General features: G+C 70.3%; 17 protein-coding genes and 1 tRNA gene. 5 read left to right on the top strand and 13 right to left on the bottom strand.

Going from position 1 to position 15,523, the window contains the following annotated elements; translation table 11 throughout:
* Position 1: 1 nt before the first annotated feature.
* From ACLQ2O_RS17445 to ACLQ2O_RS17420, 6 genes are all read right to left on the bottom strand, one after another.
* Positions 2 to 1,297 (bottom strand): homoserine dehydrogenase, encoded by a 1,296-nt coding sequence (locus ACLQ2O_RS17445; RefSeq protein ID WP_425832451.1) that lies wholly within the window; start codon positions 1,295 to 1,297, stop codon positions 2 to 4.
* Complete coding sequence (gene lysA, locus ACLQ2O_RS17440) at positions 1,297 to 2,700, bottom strand: diaminopimelate decarboxylase (protein ID WP_425832449.1); 1,404 nt, start codon at positions 2,698 to 2,700, stop codon at positions 1,297 to 1,299. Before lysA ends, ACLQ2O_RS17445 begins: the two co-directional genes overlap by 1 nt.
* Positions 2,697 to 4,355 (bottom strand): arginine--tRNA ligase, encoded by a 1,659-nt coding sequence (gene argS / locus ACLQ2O_RS17435; protein ID WP_425832447.1) that lies wholly within the window; start codon positions 4,353 to 4,355, stop codon positions 2,697 to 2,699. Before argS ends, lysA begins: the two co-directional genes overlap by 4 nt.
* A gap of 92 nt (positions 4,356 to 4,447) precedes the next feature.
* Positions 4,448 to 4,924: a hypothetical protein gene (locus ACLQ2O_RS17430; RefSeq protein ID WP_425832445.1), complete on the bottom strand. Its 477-nt coding sequence runs from the start codon at positions 4,922 to 4,924 to the stop codon at positions 4,448 to 4,450.
* A 79-nt stretch (positions 4,925 to 5,003) separates the two neighbouring features.
* On the bottom strand, positions 5,004 to 5,522 hold the full coding sequence (locus ACLQ2O_RS17425) for a hypothetical protein (protein ID WP_425832443.1): 519 nt from the start codon (positions 5,520 to 5,522) through the stop codon (positions 5,004 to 5,006).
* 43 nt (positions 5,523 to 5,565) lie between these two features.
* Positions 5,566 to 5,751 carry a PspC domain-containing protein gene (locus ACLQ2O_RS17420; protein WP_425832441.1) on the bottom strand — a complete coding sequence of 62 codons (186 nt, stop codon included), beginning with the start codon at positions 5,749 to 5,751 and terminating at the stop codon, positions 5,566 to 5,568.
* Positions 5,752 to 5,914: 163 nt separating this feature from the next.
* On the opposite strand from ACLQ2O_RS17420, the gene ACLQ2O_RS17415 reads away from it, so the two are divergent.
* Positions 5,915 to 5,986 (top strand) — tRNA-Arg (locus ACLQ2O_RS17415).
* 106 nt (positions 5,987 to 6,092) lie between these two features.
* Positions 6,093 to 7,280 (top strand): alpha/beta hydrolase fold domain-containing protein, encoded by a 1,188-nt coding sequence (locus ACLQ2O_RS17410; protein WP_425832439.1) that lies wholly within the window; start codon positions 6,093 to 6,095, stop codon positions 7,278 to 7,280.
* 12 nt (positions 7,281 to 7,292) lie between these two features.
* Here the strand turns inward: ACLQ2O_RS17410 and ACLQ2O_RS17405 are convergent, their stop codons facing one another.
* The gene (locus ACLQ2O_RS17405) at positions 7,293 to 7,787 is read right to left on the bottom strand and encodes a glycosyltransferase (protein ID WP_425832437.1); all 495 of its coding nucleotides are present in this window, start codon (positions 7,785 to 7,787) and stop codon (positions 7,293 to 7,295) included.
* A gap of 477 nt (positions 7,788 to 8,264) precedes the next feature.
* On the opposite strand from ACLQ2O_RS17405, the gene ACLQ2O_RS17400 reads away from it, so the two are divergent.
* A complete protein-coding gene (locus ACLQ2O_RS17400) occupies positions 8,265 to 9,116 on the top strand; it encodes a PhzF family phenazine biosynthesis protein (protein ID WP_425832436.1) in 852 nt (283 codons plus the stop codon).
* Between the two features lie 91 nt (positions 9,117 to 9,207).
* Here the strand turns inward: ACLQ2O_RS17400 and ACLQ2O_RS17395 are convergent, their stop codons facing one another.
* A complete protein-coding gene (locus ACLQ2O_RS17395) occupies positions 9,208 to 10,257 on the bottom strand; it encodes a lipoate--protein ligase family protein (RefSeq protein ID WP_425832434.1) in 1,050 nt (349 codons plus the stop codon).
* Positions 10,258 to 10,285: 28 nt separating this feature from the next.
* Here ACLQ2O_RS17395 and ACLQ2O_RS17390 point away from each other — a divergent pair, with 28 nt between their 5' ends.
* A complete protein-coding gene (locus tag ACLQ2O_RS17390; protein ID WP_425832432.1) occupies positions 10,286 to 10,423 on the top strand; it encodes a hypothetical protein in 138 nt (45 codons plus the stop codon).
* A gap of 69 nt (positions 10,424 to 10,492) precedes the next feature.
* Here the strand turns inward: ACLQ2O_RS17390 and ACLQ2O_RS17385 are convergent, their stop codons facing one another.
* The 4 genes from ACLQ2O_RS17385 to ACLQ2O_RS17370 form a co-directional block, all read right to left on the bottom strand.
* Positions 10,493 to 10,738: a hypothetical protein gene (locus ACLQ2O_RS17385; RefSeq protein WP_425832430.1), complete on the bottom strand. Its 246-nt coding sequence runs from the start codon at positions 10,736 to 10,738 to the stop codon at positions 10,493 to 10,495.
* 80 nt (positions 10,739 to 10,818) lie between these two features.
* On the bottom strand, positions 10,819 to 11,436 hold the full coding sequence (locus ACLQ2O_RS17380; RefSeq protein WP_425832428.1) for a maleylpyruvate isomerase family mycothiol-dependent enzyme: 618 nt from the start codon (positions 11,434 to 11,436) through the stop codon (positions 10,819 to 10,821).
* A gap of 24 nt (positions 11,437 to 11,460) precedes the next feature.
* Complete coding sequence (locus ACLQ2O_RS17375; RefSeq protein WP_425832426.1) at positions 11,461 to 12,669, bottom strand: RNA polymerase sigma factor; 1,209 nt, start codon at positions 12,667 to 12,669, stop codon at positions 11,461 to 11,463.
* A gap of 28 nt (positions 12,670 to 12,697) precedes the next feature.
* Positions 12,698 to 13,036, bottom strand: a complete 339-nt coding sequence (locus ACLQ2O_RS17370) for a YciI family protein (protein ID WP_425832424.1) — start codon at positions 13,034 to 13,036, stop codon at positions 12,698 to 12,700.
* A 324-nt stretch (positions 13,037 to 13,360) separates the two neighbouring features.
* Here ACLQ2O_RS17370 and zwf point away from each other — a divergent pair, with 324 nt between their 5' ends.
* Entirely contained in the window at positions 13,361 to 14,863 is a 1,503-nt protein-coding gene (zwf, locus tag ACLQ2O_RS17365) for a glucose-6-phosphate dehydrogenase (protein WP_425832422.1), read from the top strand.
* Here the strand turns inward: zwf and ACLQ2O_RS17360 are convergent.
* Positions 14,860 to 15,459: a TetR/AcrR family transcriptional regulator gene (locus ACLQ2O_RS17360; protein WP_425832420.1), complete on the bottom strand. Its 600-nt coding sequence runs from the start codon at positions 15,457 to 15,459 to the stop codon at positions 14,860 to 14,862. The genes zwf and ACLQ2O_RS17360 overlap by 4 nt on opposite strands.
* Positions 15,460 to 15,523 lie beyond the last annotated feature (64 nt).

Raw genomic sequence — 15,523 nt, 5'->3', positions numbered from 1 at the left:
ATCAATCCCCTTCGACCCGCATCACACTGCTGACTTCACGAACGATGTCCATGTCGCGCAGGGTCTCCACGGTGGCCGACAGCGCGGCGTCGGTGGCGGTGTGGGTGACGACCACGAGTTGCGCGTCACCTCCCCGGCCCTCCTGGCGGACGGTCTGGATCGACACGTCGTGCTCGGAGAACGCGTGGGCCACCGCCGACAGCACGCCGGCCTTGTCGGCCACGTCCAGCGACACGTGGTAGCGGGTCATCGCGTCGCCCATCGGCCGTACGGCTCGCTGGGTGTACGACGACTCGCCGACCCCCGGCACTCCCTTGAGCCGGTTGCGCGCGGCGGACACCAGATCCCCGAGGACAGCACTGGCCGTCGGGGCGCCGCCGGCACCACGACCATAGAACATCAGCTGGCCGGCCGCTTTGGATTCCACGAACACGGCGTTGTACGCGTCGCGGACCGAGGCCAGCGGGTGGTTCAGCGGGATCATCGCCGGGTAGACGCGAGCACTGACCGAGTCGGTCGTTTCGTCGAGCTCGCAGATCGCCAGCGACTTCACCACGCAGCCCATCTCGCGGGCCGAGGCGATGTCGGTCGCGGACACGTCGGTGATGCCCTCGCGGTGCACGTCGGCGATCGACACCCGGGTGTGGAAGGCCAGGCTGGCCAGCAGCGCGGCCTTCGCGGCCGCGTCGAAGCCCTCGATGTCGGCGGTCGGGTCGGCCTCGGCGTACCCGAGCGCCTGCGCCTCGGCCAGCGCCTCGTCGAACCCGGCGCCGGTGGAGTCCATCTTGTCGAGGATGTAGTTCGTCGTGCCGTTGACGATGCCCATCACCCGGGTCACGTCGTCACCGGCCAGCGACTCGCGCAGCGGCCGCAGGATCGGGATCGCGCCGGCCACGGCGGCCTCGAAGTACAGGTCGCGCTCGTACTTCTCGGCGGCGGCGAACAGCGTCGGCCCGTCCTCGGCCAGCAGCGCCTTGTTCGCCGTGACGACCGAAGCGCCGTGCTCGAGCGCGGTCAGGATCAGCCCGCGGGCCGGCTCCAGGCCCCCGATCACCTCGATCACGAGGTCCAGGTCGTCGCGGCTGACCAGGGCCTGCGCGTCGGTGGTGATCAGCGACGGGTCGACGGCGATGTCACGCTCACGCCCACCACGCCGTACGGCGATGCCGGCGATCTCGAGCGGTGCGCCGACCCGCGCGGCCAGGTCGTCGGCGCGCGTGGTCAGGATCCGGACCACCTCGGTGCCGACGACGCCGCACCCCAGCAGCGCCACCTTCAACGGCTTGTCTGATGGCATTACTCGGCCCCCATGTCCAGCAGCAGCAGGTCGTCCTCGGTCTCACGCCGGATGACGACGCGGGTCTGCCCGTCCTTGACCGCGATCACCGGTGGCCGCGGTACGTGGTTGTAGTTGCTCGCCATCGAGCGGCAGTACGCGCCGGTGCCCGGTACGGCGACGAGGTCGCCGGGGACGATGTCGCCGGGCAGGAACTCGTCCTTGACCACGATGTCGCCGGACTCGCAGTGCTTGCCGACCACGCGCGCCAGCGCCGGAGTGGCGCCCGAGTACCGGTTCACCAGCGTGCAGGAGTAGTCCGCGTCGTACAGGGCGGTGCGGATGTTGTCGCTCATCCCGCCGTCGACGGAGATGTAGGTGCGGGAGGCGCCGGCCTCCAGCGAGACCTCCTTGACGGTGCCGACCGAGTAGACCGTGCAGACCGCCGGCCCGACGATCGCGCGCCCGGGCTCGATCGAGATCTTCGGCACCTCGACCTCGTAGGCCCGGCACTCGTGCTCGACGATCTTGGTCATCTCGGTGGCCAGCTGCGCGGGATCGGCCGGGTCGTCCTGGGTGGTGTAGGCGATGCCGAAGCCGCCACCCAGGTCGAGCTCGGGCATGTCGACACCGAGCTCGACGGAAACCCTTGCGTGCAACGCGATCAGCCGCTTGGCGGCCAGCTCGAAGCCACCCGTGTCGAAGATCTGCGACCCGATGTGCGAGTGCAGGCCGAGCAGCCGCAGCTCCGGCGCTTCGTTGACCTTGGCAACGGCTTCGAAGGCCGCGCCGGAGGTGATCGAGAAGCCGAACTTCTGGTCCTCGTGCGCGGTCGCGATGTACTCGTGGGTGTGCGCCTCGACGCCGGCGGTGACCCGGACCATCACCGGCGCGACCAGGTCGCGCTCGGCGGCCAGCGCGATCAGCCGGTCGATCTCGTACAGCGAGTCGACGATGATCCGGCCGACCCCGGCCTCCAGCGCGCGGGTCAGCTCCCGCACGGACTTGTTGTTGCCGTGGAAGCCGAGGCGTTGCGGGTCGGCGCCGGCGCGCAGCGCGACCGCGAGCTCGCCGCCGCTGCAGATGTCGAGGTTGAGCCCCTCCTCCATCACCCAGCGCACGACCGTCGTACAGAGAAAGGCTTTGCCTGCGTAGTACACGTCCATGTCCTTGAACGCGTTCTTGAACGCCCGCGCCCGGCCGCGGAAGTCGTCCTCGTCCAGCACATACGCCGGGCTACCGTGCTCGGCAACCAGGTCGCGGAGGTCGACACCGCCGACGGCCAGCGACCCTTCGGCGGTCTTCTTCGCCGTGCCGGACCACAGCGCCGGGACCAGGTCGTTGACGTCGCGGGGCGCCCGCAGCCAGGGCGGTGCCTTGTGCCCGATGTCGGCGTGCAGCGTGCCCGCCTCGTGCGCCCTCACATCCGCTCCGGAGCGGAGACGCCGAGCAGGTCCAGCCCGTTGGCGAGCACGGTCCTGGTCGCACCGACCAGGGTCAGGCGAGCCTTGTGCACCGGCTCCACCTCCTCGTCGCCGCGCGGGAGCACCCGGCAGCTGTCGTAGAACTTGTGGAACGCGGACGCGGTGTCCTCCAGGTAGCGCGCGATCCGGTGCGGCTCGCGCAGCTCGGCCGCCGTCGCCACGACCCGCGGGAAGTCGGCCAGCGCGCGGAGCAGGTCGCCCTCGCGCTCGTGGCTGAGCAGGCCGGGCTCGAACTCGTCCAGCTTGATGCCGAGGTCGCCGGCGTTGCGCAGGATCGAGGCCAGCCGGGCGTGCGCGTACTGCACGTAGTAGACCGGGTTCTCGCTGACCTGGCGGGTCATCTCCTCGATGTCCAGCGTCAGCGGCGAGTCGACCGGGTAGCGGCACAGCGTGTACCGCAGCGGGTCGACACCGCTCTCCTCGACCAGCTCGGCCAGCGTGACGATGGTGCCGGCCCGCTTGGACAGCTTCATCTCCTCGCCTCCTCTGATGATCTTCACCAGCTGGCCGATCAGGATCTCGATGTTGTTTTCGGGGTCGTCGCCGGCGCAGGCCGCGATCGCCTTCAGGCGGTTCACGTACCCGTGGTGGTCGGCGCCGAGCAGGTAGATCGCGACCTCGAAACCGCGCTCGCGCTTGTTCACGTAGTACGCCGCGTCCGAGGCGAAGTACGTCGGCTCGCCGTTGGACCGGATCAGCACCCGGTCCTTGTCGTCGGTGAAGTCGGTCGTCCGCATCCACAGCGCGCCGTCGTCGTCGTACAGGTGGCCCTGGGCGCGGAGCTTCTCGATCGCGTGACCGACACCGTCCTGCTCGTGCAGGCTGCGCTCCGACATCCAGACGTCGAACTTGGTCCGGAAGTGCTCGAGCTGGTCCTGCTGCTCCTTGAGCTGCCGCTCGTACCCGGCCTCGCGGAAGGCGACGCTCTGCTCGGCGTCGGGCAGCATCATGATCGAGGGGATCTCGTCGACGATGCGCTGGGCCAGCTCGCCGATGTACTCCCCGTGGTAGCCGTCCTCGGGGATCGGGTCCCCGTGCGCGGCCGCCTTGAGCGAGGCGCCGAACTTGTCCATCTGGGCGCCGCGGTCGTTGACGTAGAACTCGCGGGTGACCACCGCGCCGGCCTTGGTCAGCACGCGGGCCAGCGCGTCGCCGACAGCGGCCCAGCGGGTGTGGCCCAGGTGCAGCGGGCCGGTCGGGTTCGCGGAGATGAACTCGAGGTTGATCGCCTGCCCCTTGAGGCTGTCGCTGCCGCCGTACGCCGAACCGGCGTCGAGGACCGACTGCGCGATCTTGCCCTGGGCATCGGCGGCGACCCGGATGTTGATGAAACCGGGCCCGGCGATCTCGACGGCGGTGATCGCCTCGTCGCTGCCCAGCTGGGCGGCGAGCAGCTCGGCGAAGGCGCGCGGGTTCATCCCCGAGCGCTTGCCCAGCTGCATCGCGACGTTGGTCGCGTAGTCCCCGTGCTCGGGGTTCTTGGGGCGCTCGACCTTCAGCTCGCCCGGCAACCCGCCGTCGACAGTGATGGTGCCGTCGTCGACGAGCGCGGTCAGGGCCTGCAGGATCTTCTCAGCGAGCTGTTCCGGAGTCACCCGCTCAGCCTAATGGCCCGCGGGCCGGCCTCCACCTTCGCCATCCACAGGCCGGGACCCACCGCCACCCCAGGCGTGTCCCGGACGACGCCTCAGGCGGGGCTGAGGCGGAGGATGGCGAGGGTTTCGACGCCGTTGCCCGCCGGGTGGCGCTGGTTGACGGTGACCGTGACGACGTCGAGCTTGCCGATCCGGGCCCGGTAGCCGGGCTGCTGGCCGATGCTGCCGGCCGCGTCGGGGCTCTTGCCGGCGAAGTCGACGCCGCTGGCGGTCGCCTTGCTGACCAGGAGCGTGCCGAAGCCGGCCACGCTCGTCTTCATCGGGACGCGGGTGCCGGTGCGGACGTAGATCTCGCAGGCGCCGTCCTTGCAGGCCGGGTAGTTGAACCCGTCCTTCGCGTACGGGCCGGTCGGGAGCGGGGCCGAGGTCGTCGGCGCGGCCGACGACTCCTCGGCCGGAGGCGGCGAGCCCGGGCTTCCGGCCGGGCTCGCGCTGGTGTCGCTCCCGCCGCCGCAGGCGGTGAGACTGACCGCCAGGACGGCGGCGGCCAGGGGCGTACTCGTTCGCATGCGCACAGCCAAGCGTAAGGGGCGGGTCACCGGCCGCAGTCTGCCACTTCCTGCCACCCGAGCGTTCCACCTGGCGGACTCACCGTGTCGCGGTGACCTGGATCTTGCTCTGCCGAACCAGTTTGGTGTCCCACGCGGCCGGCTGACCGTTCAGCTCGACCGTGACCGTGCCGCAGACGTCGCCGACGCACTTGCCGTCGTACCGGACGCCCCAGAGCTGGAAGAACTGCTTCAGCGTCGGCCGCTCGGCCTGGGTCTTCGCCTCGACGTAGACCAGGCCGTCGTCGGTGTGGGTGTGCACCGCGGCCTGCTCGGCGCGGACCCGGTCCACACCGATCCCGGCCGGGATCTTCACCGCCGTACCGTCGAGGGTGAGCGCGAGGTTCACCGTGTACGGCATCGGGCCGCTGAAATCGAGCGGCAGCCGTTCCATCCCGGCCTGGTCGATGTACGAGACCGCGTCGCGCGGCGCGTCCCACGGCGGCGGCCCCTCGCGGGTCTCGGCCGGACCGGGCGGGGCCGGACCGACCTGGCAGCCGGCCACGACCGGGAGCACCGCCACCACGACGGCGGCGAACACCCGGCGACCTGCTCTCATGGGGAGCAGGGTTTCACGCCGGTCCGGGGAACCTTGCGGGTGGTCAGTCCTCAGCAGGCATCAAGATCCACAGCACGAGGTAGATCAGAACCTGCGGGCCGGGCAGGATGCAGCTGATCACGAAGATCAGCCGCATGGTGTTCGGCGTGGTGCCGAACCGGCGCGCGAGGCCGGCGCAGACACCGCCGAACCAGCGACCGCGGGACGGACGGACCAAAGAGGTAGCCATCGAATTTCCTTTCGGCTGGTGGGTTACGACCACTATGACGTCGCCCCGGGCCGTGGAGATCCCGCCGCGCGGAGGAGTCGGGGACCGTTCAGGGGTCACCCCGACGCCCCAGCCCGATTCGGGACCTGAGGGGATCACCTGCTACTGTTCTGCTCGTTCCTGAGCCCCCGTAGCTCAGGGGATAGAGCACCGCCCTCCGGAGGCGGGTGCGCAGGTTCGAATCCTGCCGGGGGCGCGGAAGATCCAGGACCGGTCGAGTTGCACAACTGTGACGAGACTGGTCCTTTTTCACGGCTCGCGGCGCTCCCGCCGGCCGCGGGAGCACCAGCTACGGTCGGTCGGTGGACGAAGACAACGCCCCGGCGAAGACCGGAAGGCACTGGCTGCTGACGGCGCTGACCGGGCTGCTCACCTTGCTCGCGGTCGCCACTTGCTGGTTGATGTTCTTCGACCGCAGGCCACTGTTCCTCCCCGCGGCCTTCCTTCGGGCGTTCCCTTTCCACGTCGTTGTTCTCACCGTCTTCGCGCTGGTTCTCCTGTTGATCGCGATCCGGCGGCAACGGCGGGCGGCGGTGGTTCTGTCCGTCCTGGCGACCGCCCTGTCCCTGGCGACCGGCCTGGTTCCCCTGGTCGCCGCGGCGAATACGGCGACCGCGGCCGGCGCGGACGTCGGTCCCGGCGAGTACCTGGCCAACGCTGCACGCCTGAATCTCGGCTCTCCTGACCCGCACCGCACGGTTCGCTTCGCCGCGCCGAACGGCCACGGGCTGGATCTGGACGTGTGGCCCAGCCAGGACAAGAACTCACGCGCCGCGGTCCTGCACATCCACGGCGGCGGCTGGAGCTCCGGCAGCCGTGGGCAGACTCCGGACTGGGACCGGCTGCTGACCCGGCTGGGATTCACCGTCTTCGACATCGAGTACCGGATGGTGGGCGACGTCCCGACGGGCACCGCGTGGCAGGCGACCGTTGCCGACAGCAAGTGTGCGCTGGGCTGGGTCACCGCCAACGCCGCGAAGTACGGGATCGACCCGGCCAACATCTCGGTGCTGGGCCAGTCCGCAGGCGGTCACCTGGCCCTGATGACCGCCTACACCACCGGCACCGGCCAGTTCCCGTCCAGTTGCGGCGGCCCGGAGGGCAAAGTCAAGTCGGTGGTCAGCTTCTACGGCCCGGCGGACCTGGAGGCCTACGCCACCGGCCCGGACAGCACGGAGGCCGGGCGCAGCGTGCTCACCAACGTTCTGGGCGGTACGGCGGCGGAGCACCCTGATCGCTACCGGGCCTTCTCTCCGGTCACCTATATCCGCCCGGGGATGCCGCGAACCCTGATCCTGCAGGGCGAGCGGGACTACCTCGTGCCGCAGTCCCAGTCGCACCTGCTCGACGAGGCGCTCAGCCGCGCGAAGGTCGACCACCAAGCCATCTACCTGCCCTACAGCGACCACGCGTTCGACGTCGCCTGGGGCTCCTACCAGACTCAGACCGCCCGTTCCGCCGTCACGACCTTCCTGGGTGCCGGCCGGTAGATCGGCGCCGCACTACGCGCTCGGCCTCAGCTGAACCGTCGGGCTGCCACGTTCGGCCAGGATCTCCGCGTAGTGGTCCAGGATCACGTCGCCCGTCGCTTCCCACGTGCGGGTGACCGCCGTGGCGCGCGCCGTCCGGCCGAAGGCGACACGCAGGTCAGGGGACGCGACCAGAGTCCGCACAGCATCCCGTACGGCGTACTGGTCGAGCGGCGGCACCAGGTACCCCGTGCGGCCGTGGTCGACCAGGTCCAGCGGGCCGCTGGCGGCCGGAGCGACGACCGGCAGGCCGCTGGCCATCGCCTCCTGCACGGTGAGTCCGAACGTCTCGAACGGCCCCGTGTGCGCTAACACGTCCAGCGACGCGTAGATGGTCGCCAGCTCCGCACCGGTACGCCGGCCGAGGAACACCGCACGGGGCAACGCGTTCCGCAACTGCCGACCACTCGGGCCGTCGCCGACGATCACCACCCGCACGCCCGGCAGATCACAGGTTGCCTTGAGCAACTACACGTGCTTCTCCGGCGCCAGCCGGCCGACGTACCCGACCAGCACCTCGCCGTCGGTGCCAGCGTCCGCCGCAGCTCGTCGTCCCGGTCGACCGGGTGGAAGCGGACGGAGTCCACGCCGTGCGGGCAGATGTGGACCCTGGGGATCCCCTGTGCTTCCAGACTCAGTTCGGATGCCGTTGACAACGCCAGCGTGCGGTCCGCGGCCGCGCGCACCGACCGGAGCCGCCGCCACGCCACCGACGGTCTCGCGGCTCGGCAGCACCACTCGCACCGACGGGTAGCCGGGCCAGGCCAGGACACGGCAGGGATGCGGACGACCGGGCACACCTCGTCCTTGGCGGGCCCGTACTGCGGTGGTGGTGCCGGTGCGACCACCAGCGGGCGGTGCCCCCGGCGTACAAGGTGTTCGGTGACCCGGAGTGCCGTGTGGGCCACGCCGTTGACCGCAGCCTGTCGGTGCTTGGATGGGGGCATGACTGTGCTGCGCTACACCGCCTTCACCACCGATCCGGCCGGCGGCAATCCCGCCGGAGTGGTGCTCGACGCGGCCGGGCTGTCCGCTGCGGCGATGCAGGAGATCGCGGCGGAGGTCGGCTACTCGGAGAGTGCGTTCCTCACGCAGGGCGTGGAAGGCGCGGACGGTGTGGTGCCGATCCGGTACTTCTCGCCGCAGGCCGAGGTGCCGTTCTGCGGGCACGCGACGGTGGCGACCGCTGTCGCGGTGGCCGAGCGGGTCGGCGCCGGTGAGTTCACGTTCTCGACGCCGGCCGGACTGGTACCGGTGCTGGTCGAGCAGGGTCCGGACGGACTGCGGGCCACGCTGACGAGCGTCGAGCCGTACGTCGACCCGGTCAGCGATGTCACCGAGGTGCTCGACATCCTCGGCTGGCAGGCCGACGAGCTGGACCCCGAGCTTCCGCCGTACGTCGCCTACGCGGGTGCCCGCCATCTCGTGCTGGCGGCGGCGACCCGGCAGCGGCTGGCGGACCTGGACTACGACTTCGACCGGCTGCTGGCCTTCATGCTGGAACGCGACCTCACCACACTGCAACTCGTCTGGCGCGAGTCGCCGACGGTGTTCCACGTGCGCGACCCGTTCCCGGTCGGTGGAGTCGTCGAGGACCCGGCAACCGGTGCGGCCGCCGCGGCCCTCGGCGCCTACCTGCGGGAGCTCGGGCTGGTGCAGCCGCCCGTCACGCTGCAGCTCCGGCAGGGCGACGATCTCGGCCGGCCGAGCCGGATCGAGGTCGAGCTGCGCGACAGCGACAACCGCGTGCGCGTCAGCGGAAACGCGCTGGTCATGGGGCCTCCTGGCCTGGACTGAGGAGAGAGGGAGCGAAGCGACCTAACGACGAGGGAAGGCCAGGAGGTTCAGCCCCATGACCCGCCGAGCCGGAGGCGAGGCATCAGCACAGTCATGGGACCTGCCTGAGCCACTCCTCGGTGCCGAACTTCCTGACCACCCGCTCCTCGGCCTCGGCGACCGTCTCCGCGGAGATCTCGCCGGCGGCCAGGCCGTAGCGGCCGCGGAACGAGGCGACCATCCGGTCGATCACGTCGGCGCGCTCGAGACCGGTCTGGCTGCGCAGCGGGTCGACGCGCTTGGCGGCGCTCTTGGTGCCCTTGTCGGACAGCTTCTCGCGGCCGATCCGCAGCACCTGCAGCATCTTCGCGGCGTCCATGTCGTAGGCCATCGTCACGTGGTGCAGCACCGCTCCCCCGGCGAACCGCTTCTGCGCGGCGCCCGCGATCTTGCCCGCGGGCGAGGTGATGTCGTTGATCGGCTGGTACGTCGCGGCGATGCCGAGGTCGTTGAGCGCGCCGATCACCCAGTCGTCCAGGAACGCGTACGAGTCGACGTACGACAGGCCGGAGACCAGCGACTCGGGGACGTAGAGCGAGTACGTGATCGTGTTGCCCGGCTCGACGAACATCGCGCCGCCGCCGCTGATCCGCCGTACGACGGTGACGTCGTTCTCGGCCGCGCCGTCCAGGTCGACCTCGTTGCGCAGTGACTGGAAGCTGCCGATGATCACCGCGTTCGACGCCCACTCCCAGACCCGCAGCGTCGGCGGGCGCTCGCCCGATCCGACCTGCTCGGTCAGCACCTCGTCGAGCGCCATCTGCAACGCGGGCGCCCGCGGTACGTCGTGCACGAACTCCCACGGGTGGTCGTGCCAGCCGGTCGCGCCGGTCAGCGCACGCCGTACGGCGACCGCGACCGCCTCCGGCGAGAACCCGAGCATCTCGACGCCGTCACCGAGGACCGCCTTGATCCGGGCAGCGACCTGGGCGGCGGGCAGGTCGACCGGCGTACCGGCCAGGGCCGCGTTGATCCGCTGCAGCGCGTCGTCGGGTTCGAGGAAGAAGTCCCCGCTGATCTGGGCCCGCAGGACCGTGTCGTCGAGGACCTCGAGGTCGGCTACGACGAGCTTTCCGCCGGGGACCTTGTACTCACCATGCACGTCTGGGACAACCTCGGCGGCCGGGTGGTTGTTCCCGGCCCGGGCCTTCGCTCAGTTCGGCCAGATCGAGCGGCGGCGTACGACGGCCACCAGGATCAGTACGAGCACCAGTACGCCACCGGCCGCGGCGACCCAGATCCAGTACGTCGAGCGGGTGTGGCCGTAGACCGTGACGATCTCGCCCTCTCCCGGTACGGCGGTGAGGTTGCGGGGACACGGATGACGTCGTCGGCCTTCAGCAGCTGGTGTCGAAGCCGCTCGCTTCGCTGGACGAGTCGCTGCACGGGAATGCCGCCAGCAGCCTGGACTGGATCTGTTCGGGCGTGCCCATCGCCGCGAAGTTCGCCACGCGGTCGTCCCCCGACCCGGCGCTGGGGAACCGGTCGTCGACGACAGAGCCCGATCGTGTGTACTCGCCGAAGACGTCCGGCGCGGGATCCGGCGCCTCGCCGCCCGCACATCCCGCTGCTGCGAGCACCACCAGCAAAATCCACGCTCCGATCCGCAGGGAGCGACCGTAGATCACCGGCCCCGGGACCCGTCCCGCGTGGCCGGAAACTGCTACCGGCCGAAACGTTCGGCCAGTTGGCCAGGGAGCTGATCGGCGGGAAGCCGACGGCCGGAGACGAGAAGGAGGAGGGTCTGGGCTGGAGCCGCGACAGGGGTGCCGGTGCCCAGGGTCCAGTCGAGGTCGGTGGCCCGGAGCTGGAGGCCGGTGAGGTCTACGCCGAAGTACTTCAGGTGTTTGGGGCTGGCGCCTTCGAGCACGAGTTGGAGGCGGTCGAGCGGGACGTGGCGGTTGATGCCTAGGGCAACGGTGAGGTCGAGGCCGTGGATGACGTCGTGGGACAGCGCCGCGGTGGGACCGCTGCCGGGAGGCGTCCAGGGGTGGTGGATGTTGGCCTCGAGGGTCTTGACGAGGTCTTCGGGCGTGAGGGCCGCGGCGTCGGCGCGGGCTCGGCGGTCTGCCATTCGGTGGAAGTTGCCGCGGCTCTTGAGCATTTCCTTGAGGACGCGTGGGGTGGAGTACAGGTACGGCATCACGATGTGCGCCACCAGCTCGCGGACCTGCCAGCCCTCGCAGAGGGTCTGCCGGTCCCAGTCGTCGGCGGAGAGGTTGCGCAGTACGGCGACAAGGTCGGTGCGCTCGGCGGCGATGGCTTTCTGAACGTCTGTCATGTTCTACCGACGAACGGCCCGCGCCTAGCCGGACATCTGCTCCAGGCGGCGTTGCAGGTAGGTGCGCTCGGCGTCCGTCTTTGCCAGGGCGACGGCTGCTTGGTACGCGTCGGCTGCCTCGGCTCGGCGACTCAGGCGGCGCAGGAAGTCGGCTCGGGTGGCTGGGAGCAGGTAGTACCCGTCCAGGCCTTCCAAACTGTCCAGCAGCTTCAGGCCGACCGCTGGGCCGTCGGCCATGCCGATGGCGACGATGCGGTTGAGTCTGACGATCGGTGTCTGCTTCAGCTGCGCGTACAGGGCGGCGATCTGCGGCCAGTCGGTGTCGGCAGCGGTCGGCGCCGTCGCATGGCAGGCGGCGATGGCTGCTTGGACTTGGTACGGGCCTGGCTGCCGCCTGGCGAGTGCCGCGTCCAGCAGGTCGGTGCCCTCGGTGATCTCGTCCAGGTGCCAGCGGCTGCGGTCCTGGTCCTCCAGCGTGACCAGTACGCCGCCGGCCGAGCGCGTGTCCCGTCGGGCGTTGTGCAGCAGCATCAGCGCGAGCAGCCCGGCCGCCTCCGGCTCGTCCGGCATCAGCCGCACCAGCAGACGGGCCAGCCGGATCGCCTCCGCAGCAAGCCCACGCCGTACGAGCTCAGCGCCGGCCGTCGCGGCGTACCCCTCGTTGAACAGCAGGTACAGCACAGCCAGTACGGCGGGAGTCCGTTCAGGCAGCAGATGGTCCGGCGGCACCCGGTACGGGATGCCCGCGTGCTTGATCTTCTGCTTGGCCCGGGTGAGCCGCTTGGACATCGCCTCCTCCCCCACCAGGAAGGCCCGCGCGATCTCAGCGGTCGACAGCCCGGCCAGCGTCCGCAGCGTCAGCGCAACCCTGGTCTCCATCGCCAGCGCCGGGTGGCAGCAGGTGAACATCAGCCGCAGCTGATCGTCCTGGACGACGCTCGCAGGCTCCTCCGCCCTCTCCACATCACTCATCACCGCCACCTCCCGCAGCTTCGCCGCCCCGACCGCCTCGCGCCGCATCCAGTCGATCGCCCGCCGCCGAGCCGTGGTCGTCAGCCAGGCCCCTGGCTTGTCCGGTACGCCGTCCTCCGGCCAGCGCCGCAGCGCCGCCGCGAAGGCCTCCTGCACGCACTCCTCGGCCACGTCCCAGTCCCCGGTGACCCGGATCAGCGTGGCCAGCACCTGACCCCGCTCCTCCCGGAACACCCGGCCGAGGCGCTCGGTAACACTCATCCGGACGCTCCCACTCGGGCCGGCCCTGTCAGGCACCGTCAGGCGGCCCGTCGAGCACCGGGCGGATCTCGATCGTCCCGTACGACGCCGCCGGGTGCTTGCCGGCGATCTCGATCGCCTCGTCCAGATCGGCGCACTCGATCAGCACGAACCCGCCGATCTGCTCCTTGGTCTCCGCGAACGGTCCATCGGTGAGCAGCAGCTCGTCGTTCCGCACCCGCACGGTCGTCGCCTCCTGCGGCGGCCGCAACCCGGCGCCGCCGCGGACCACCCCGCGAGCCTCCATCTCCTCGGACCAGCCACCGCACCCGTCCTGCGCGTGCGCCTCGGCCGACTCGTCCCCACAGATCATCAACAGGTACTTCATCCGGACTCCTCTGATCGATTCACCCCACCGACGAACAGCACCCGCCACGACGGACACAACCACCGTACGAGTTCACGAAGCCGGAGGGAGTGAGCGTGGGAGGGGAGGGGGCGGGGAGGGGAGGAGGCGGGGAGGAGACGGGGAGGAGGCGGCGGCGCCCCCGGGCCATCGCTGCGCTCGGCACGAGCCCCGCAGCCCGGCAGCCCCGCAGCCCCGCAGCCCCGCAGCCGCGCCCGGCTGTTCGCCGGATCTCCCCGATCGGCAACCTCGGCTGCCTACACTTTCGAGTGGTTGCCATCAGCTCGGCGTCCGTGGGAGGACCACATGCCAGACCGCAGTCAGACCATTGCCTACCCGGCGCCCGGTGCTCGGCCGTCGCGGCGGGACCTGGAGCCGTTGGCGCCGCACGTGATCGTGCTGTTCGGGGCCACCGGTGACCTGGCCAAGCGCAAGCTGCTGCCGGGGCTGGCCTACCTGCAGCAGAACCGGTTCGCGCCCGACGTACGGATCATCGGTACGGCGACCGAGGAGCTGACCACCGAGGAGTTCCGTGCCCGCGCGCGGCTGGCGGTGGACACGTTCGGGACGCACAAGATCACCGAGGAGGAGTGGGAGCAGTTCTCCGACCGCCTCAGCTACGTGTCGACGACGGCCGGGCCGGAGGCGCTGGCCGCCGCGGTGAAGGCCGCCGAGACGCTGCTCGGGCCGGACGCCTGCCGCCTGCACTACCTGTCGGTGCCGCCGAAGGCCGCGCACTCGGTGATCCAGATGCTGCGTGACGCCGACCTGGTCGACCGGGCCCGCGTCGTGATGGAGAAGCCGTTCGGTGACAACCTGCAGACCGCGATCCAGCTGAACGACTTCGTGCACGAGACCTTCCACGAGTCGCAGATCTTCCGGATCGACCACTTCCTCGGCAAGGAGGCGGCGCAGAACATCCTCGCGTTCCGGTTCGCCAACGGGCTCTTCGAGCCGATCTGGAACCGCAACTTCATCGACCACATCCAGATCGACATCCCCGAGTCGCTCGGGCTGGACCAGCGCGCCACGTTCTACGAGCCGACCGGCGCGTTCAAGGACATGGTCGTCACGCACGTGCTGCAGGTGCTCGCGTTCGTCGCGATGGAGCCGCCGACGGCGCTGGAGCCGCGGGCGATCTCGGAGGAGAAGAACAAGGTCTTCCGGTCGATGCTGCCGATCCAGCCGAGCGACGTCGTACGAGGTCAGTACGGCGGGTACCGCGGCGAGGACGGTGTCGCGCCGGACTCCGACACCGAGACGTTCATCGCGATGAAGGTCGGGATCGACAACTGGCGCTGGGCCGGCGTGCCGTTCTACCTGCGGACCGGCAAGAAGATGGCCGAGGGGATGCGGATCATCTCGATCGCGTTCAAGGAGGCGCCGAAGACGATGTTCCCGGCCGGCTCCGGCGTCGGGGCGCAGGGTCCGGACCACCTGACCTTCGACCTGGCGGACTCGTCGCGGGTGTCGCTGTCGTTCTACGGCAAGCGGCCTGGTCCCGGGATGCGGCTGGAGAAGCTGTCGATGCAGTTCTCCACGCAGGAGACGGAGTCGGCGGCCGACGTGCTGGAGGCGTACGAGCGGCTGATCCTCGACGCGATGCGCGGGGACCACACGCTGTTCACGACGGCCGAGGGCATCGAGTCGCTCTGGGAGAACTCGACGCTCCTGCTGGAGGACCCGCCGCCGGTCAAGCCGTACGCGCCCGGCACGTGGGGCCCGAACGCGATCCACCAGCTGATCGCGCCGCGGGCCTGGCGGCTGCCCTTCGAGCGCGAGTGGCGTGAGCAGAAGAAGGACAGCTAGCCGGTACGACGCAAGTCGTCGATCGCCTCGGTGAGCGCGGTCTCCAGGTAGACGATGCGGTCGGTGGCCACCAGCATGGTGGCGCCGCCGTTGACCGCGGTGAGGATGGCGGTGGCCGCCCGCACCGGGTCGATCGAGGTGTCGATCTCGCCGGACGCACGCAGCGCCTCGACGCCGTCGACCAGGTACTGCAGCCAGCGGTCGAGCATGTCGCCGACGATCTGGCGGGTGGTCGTGTCGCCGAGCCCGAGCTGGCCGACCAGGGCCGACAGGGCGCAGCCTTCGCGCTGTTCGTCGTACATCTTGATGACGCGGCGGCGCCAGGCCTGCCACTTGCGCCAGGTCGTGAGGTCGCCGAGCTGCGGCAACTGCTCCGCGATCACCTGCTCGGCCTCGTGCCGCGCGACCGCGAGCATCAGGTCGGACTTGCCGTCGGGGAAGTAGTGGAACAGCTGGCTCTTGCTGGTCGCCGTCGCGGCCCGGATGTCGTCCAGGCCGACGTTCACCACGCCCTGCTCGCGGATCAGCCGGGCGGCGCCGTCGACGATCCGCTGCCGCGTCGCGGCACCCTTCGCGGTCAGCACTCGCTCCTCCATCCCCCCAGCCTACTGTGGACCGCTCGGGCCAGACCTCTGGACTGATGGGTCCAATCTGCGTGCT

It is taken from the genome of Kribbella sp. DT2, from assembly GCF_049844575.1.
GTDB lineage: Bacteria > Actinomycetota > Actinomycetes > Propionibacteriales > Kribbellaceae > Kribbella.
This window is presented reverse-complemented; position numbering and strand designations above follow the sequence as displayed.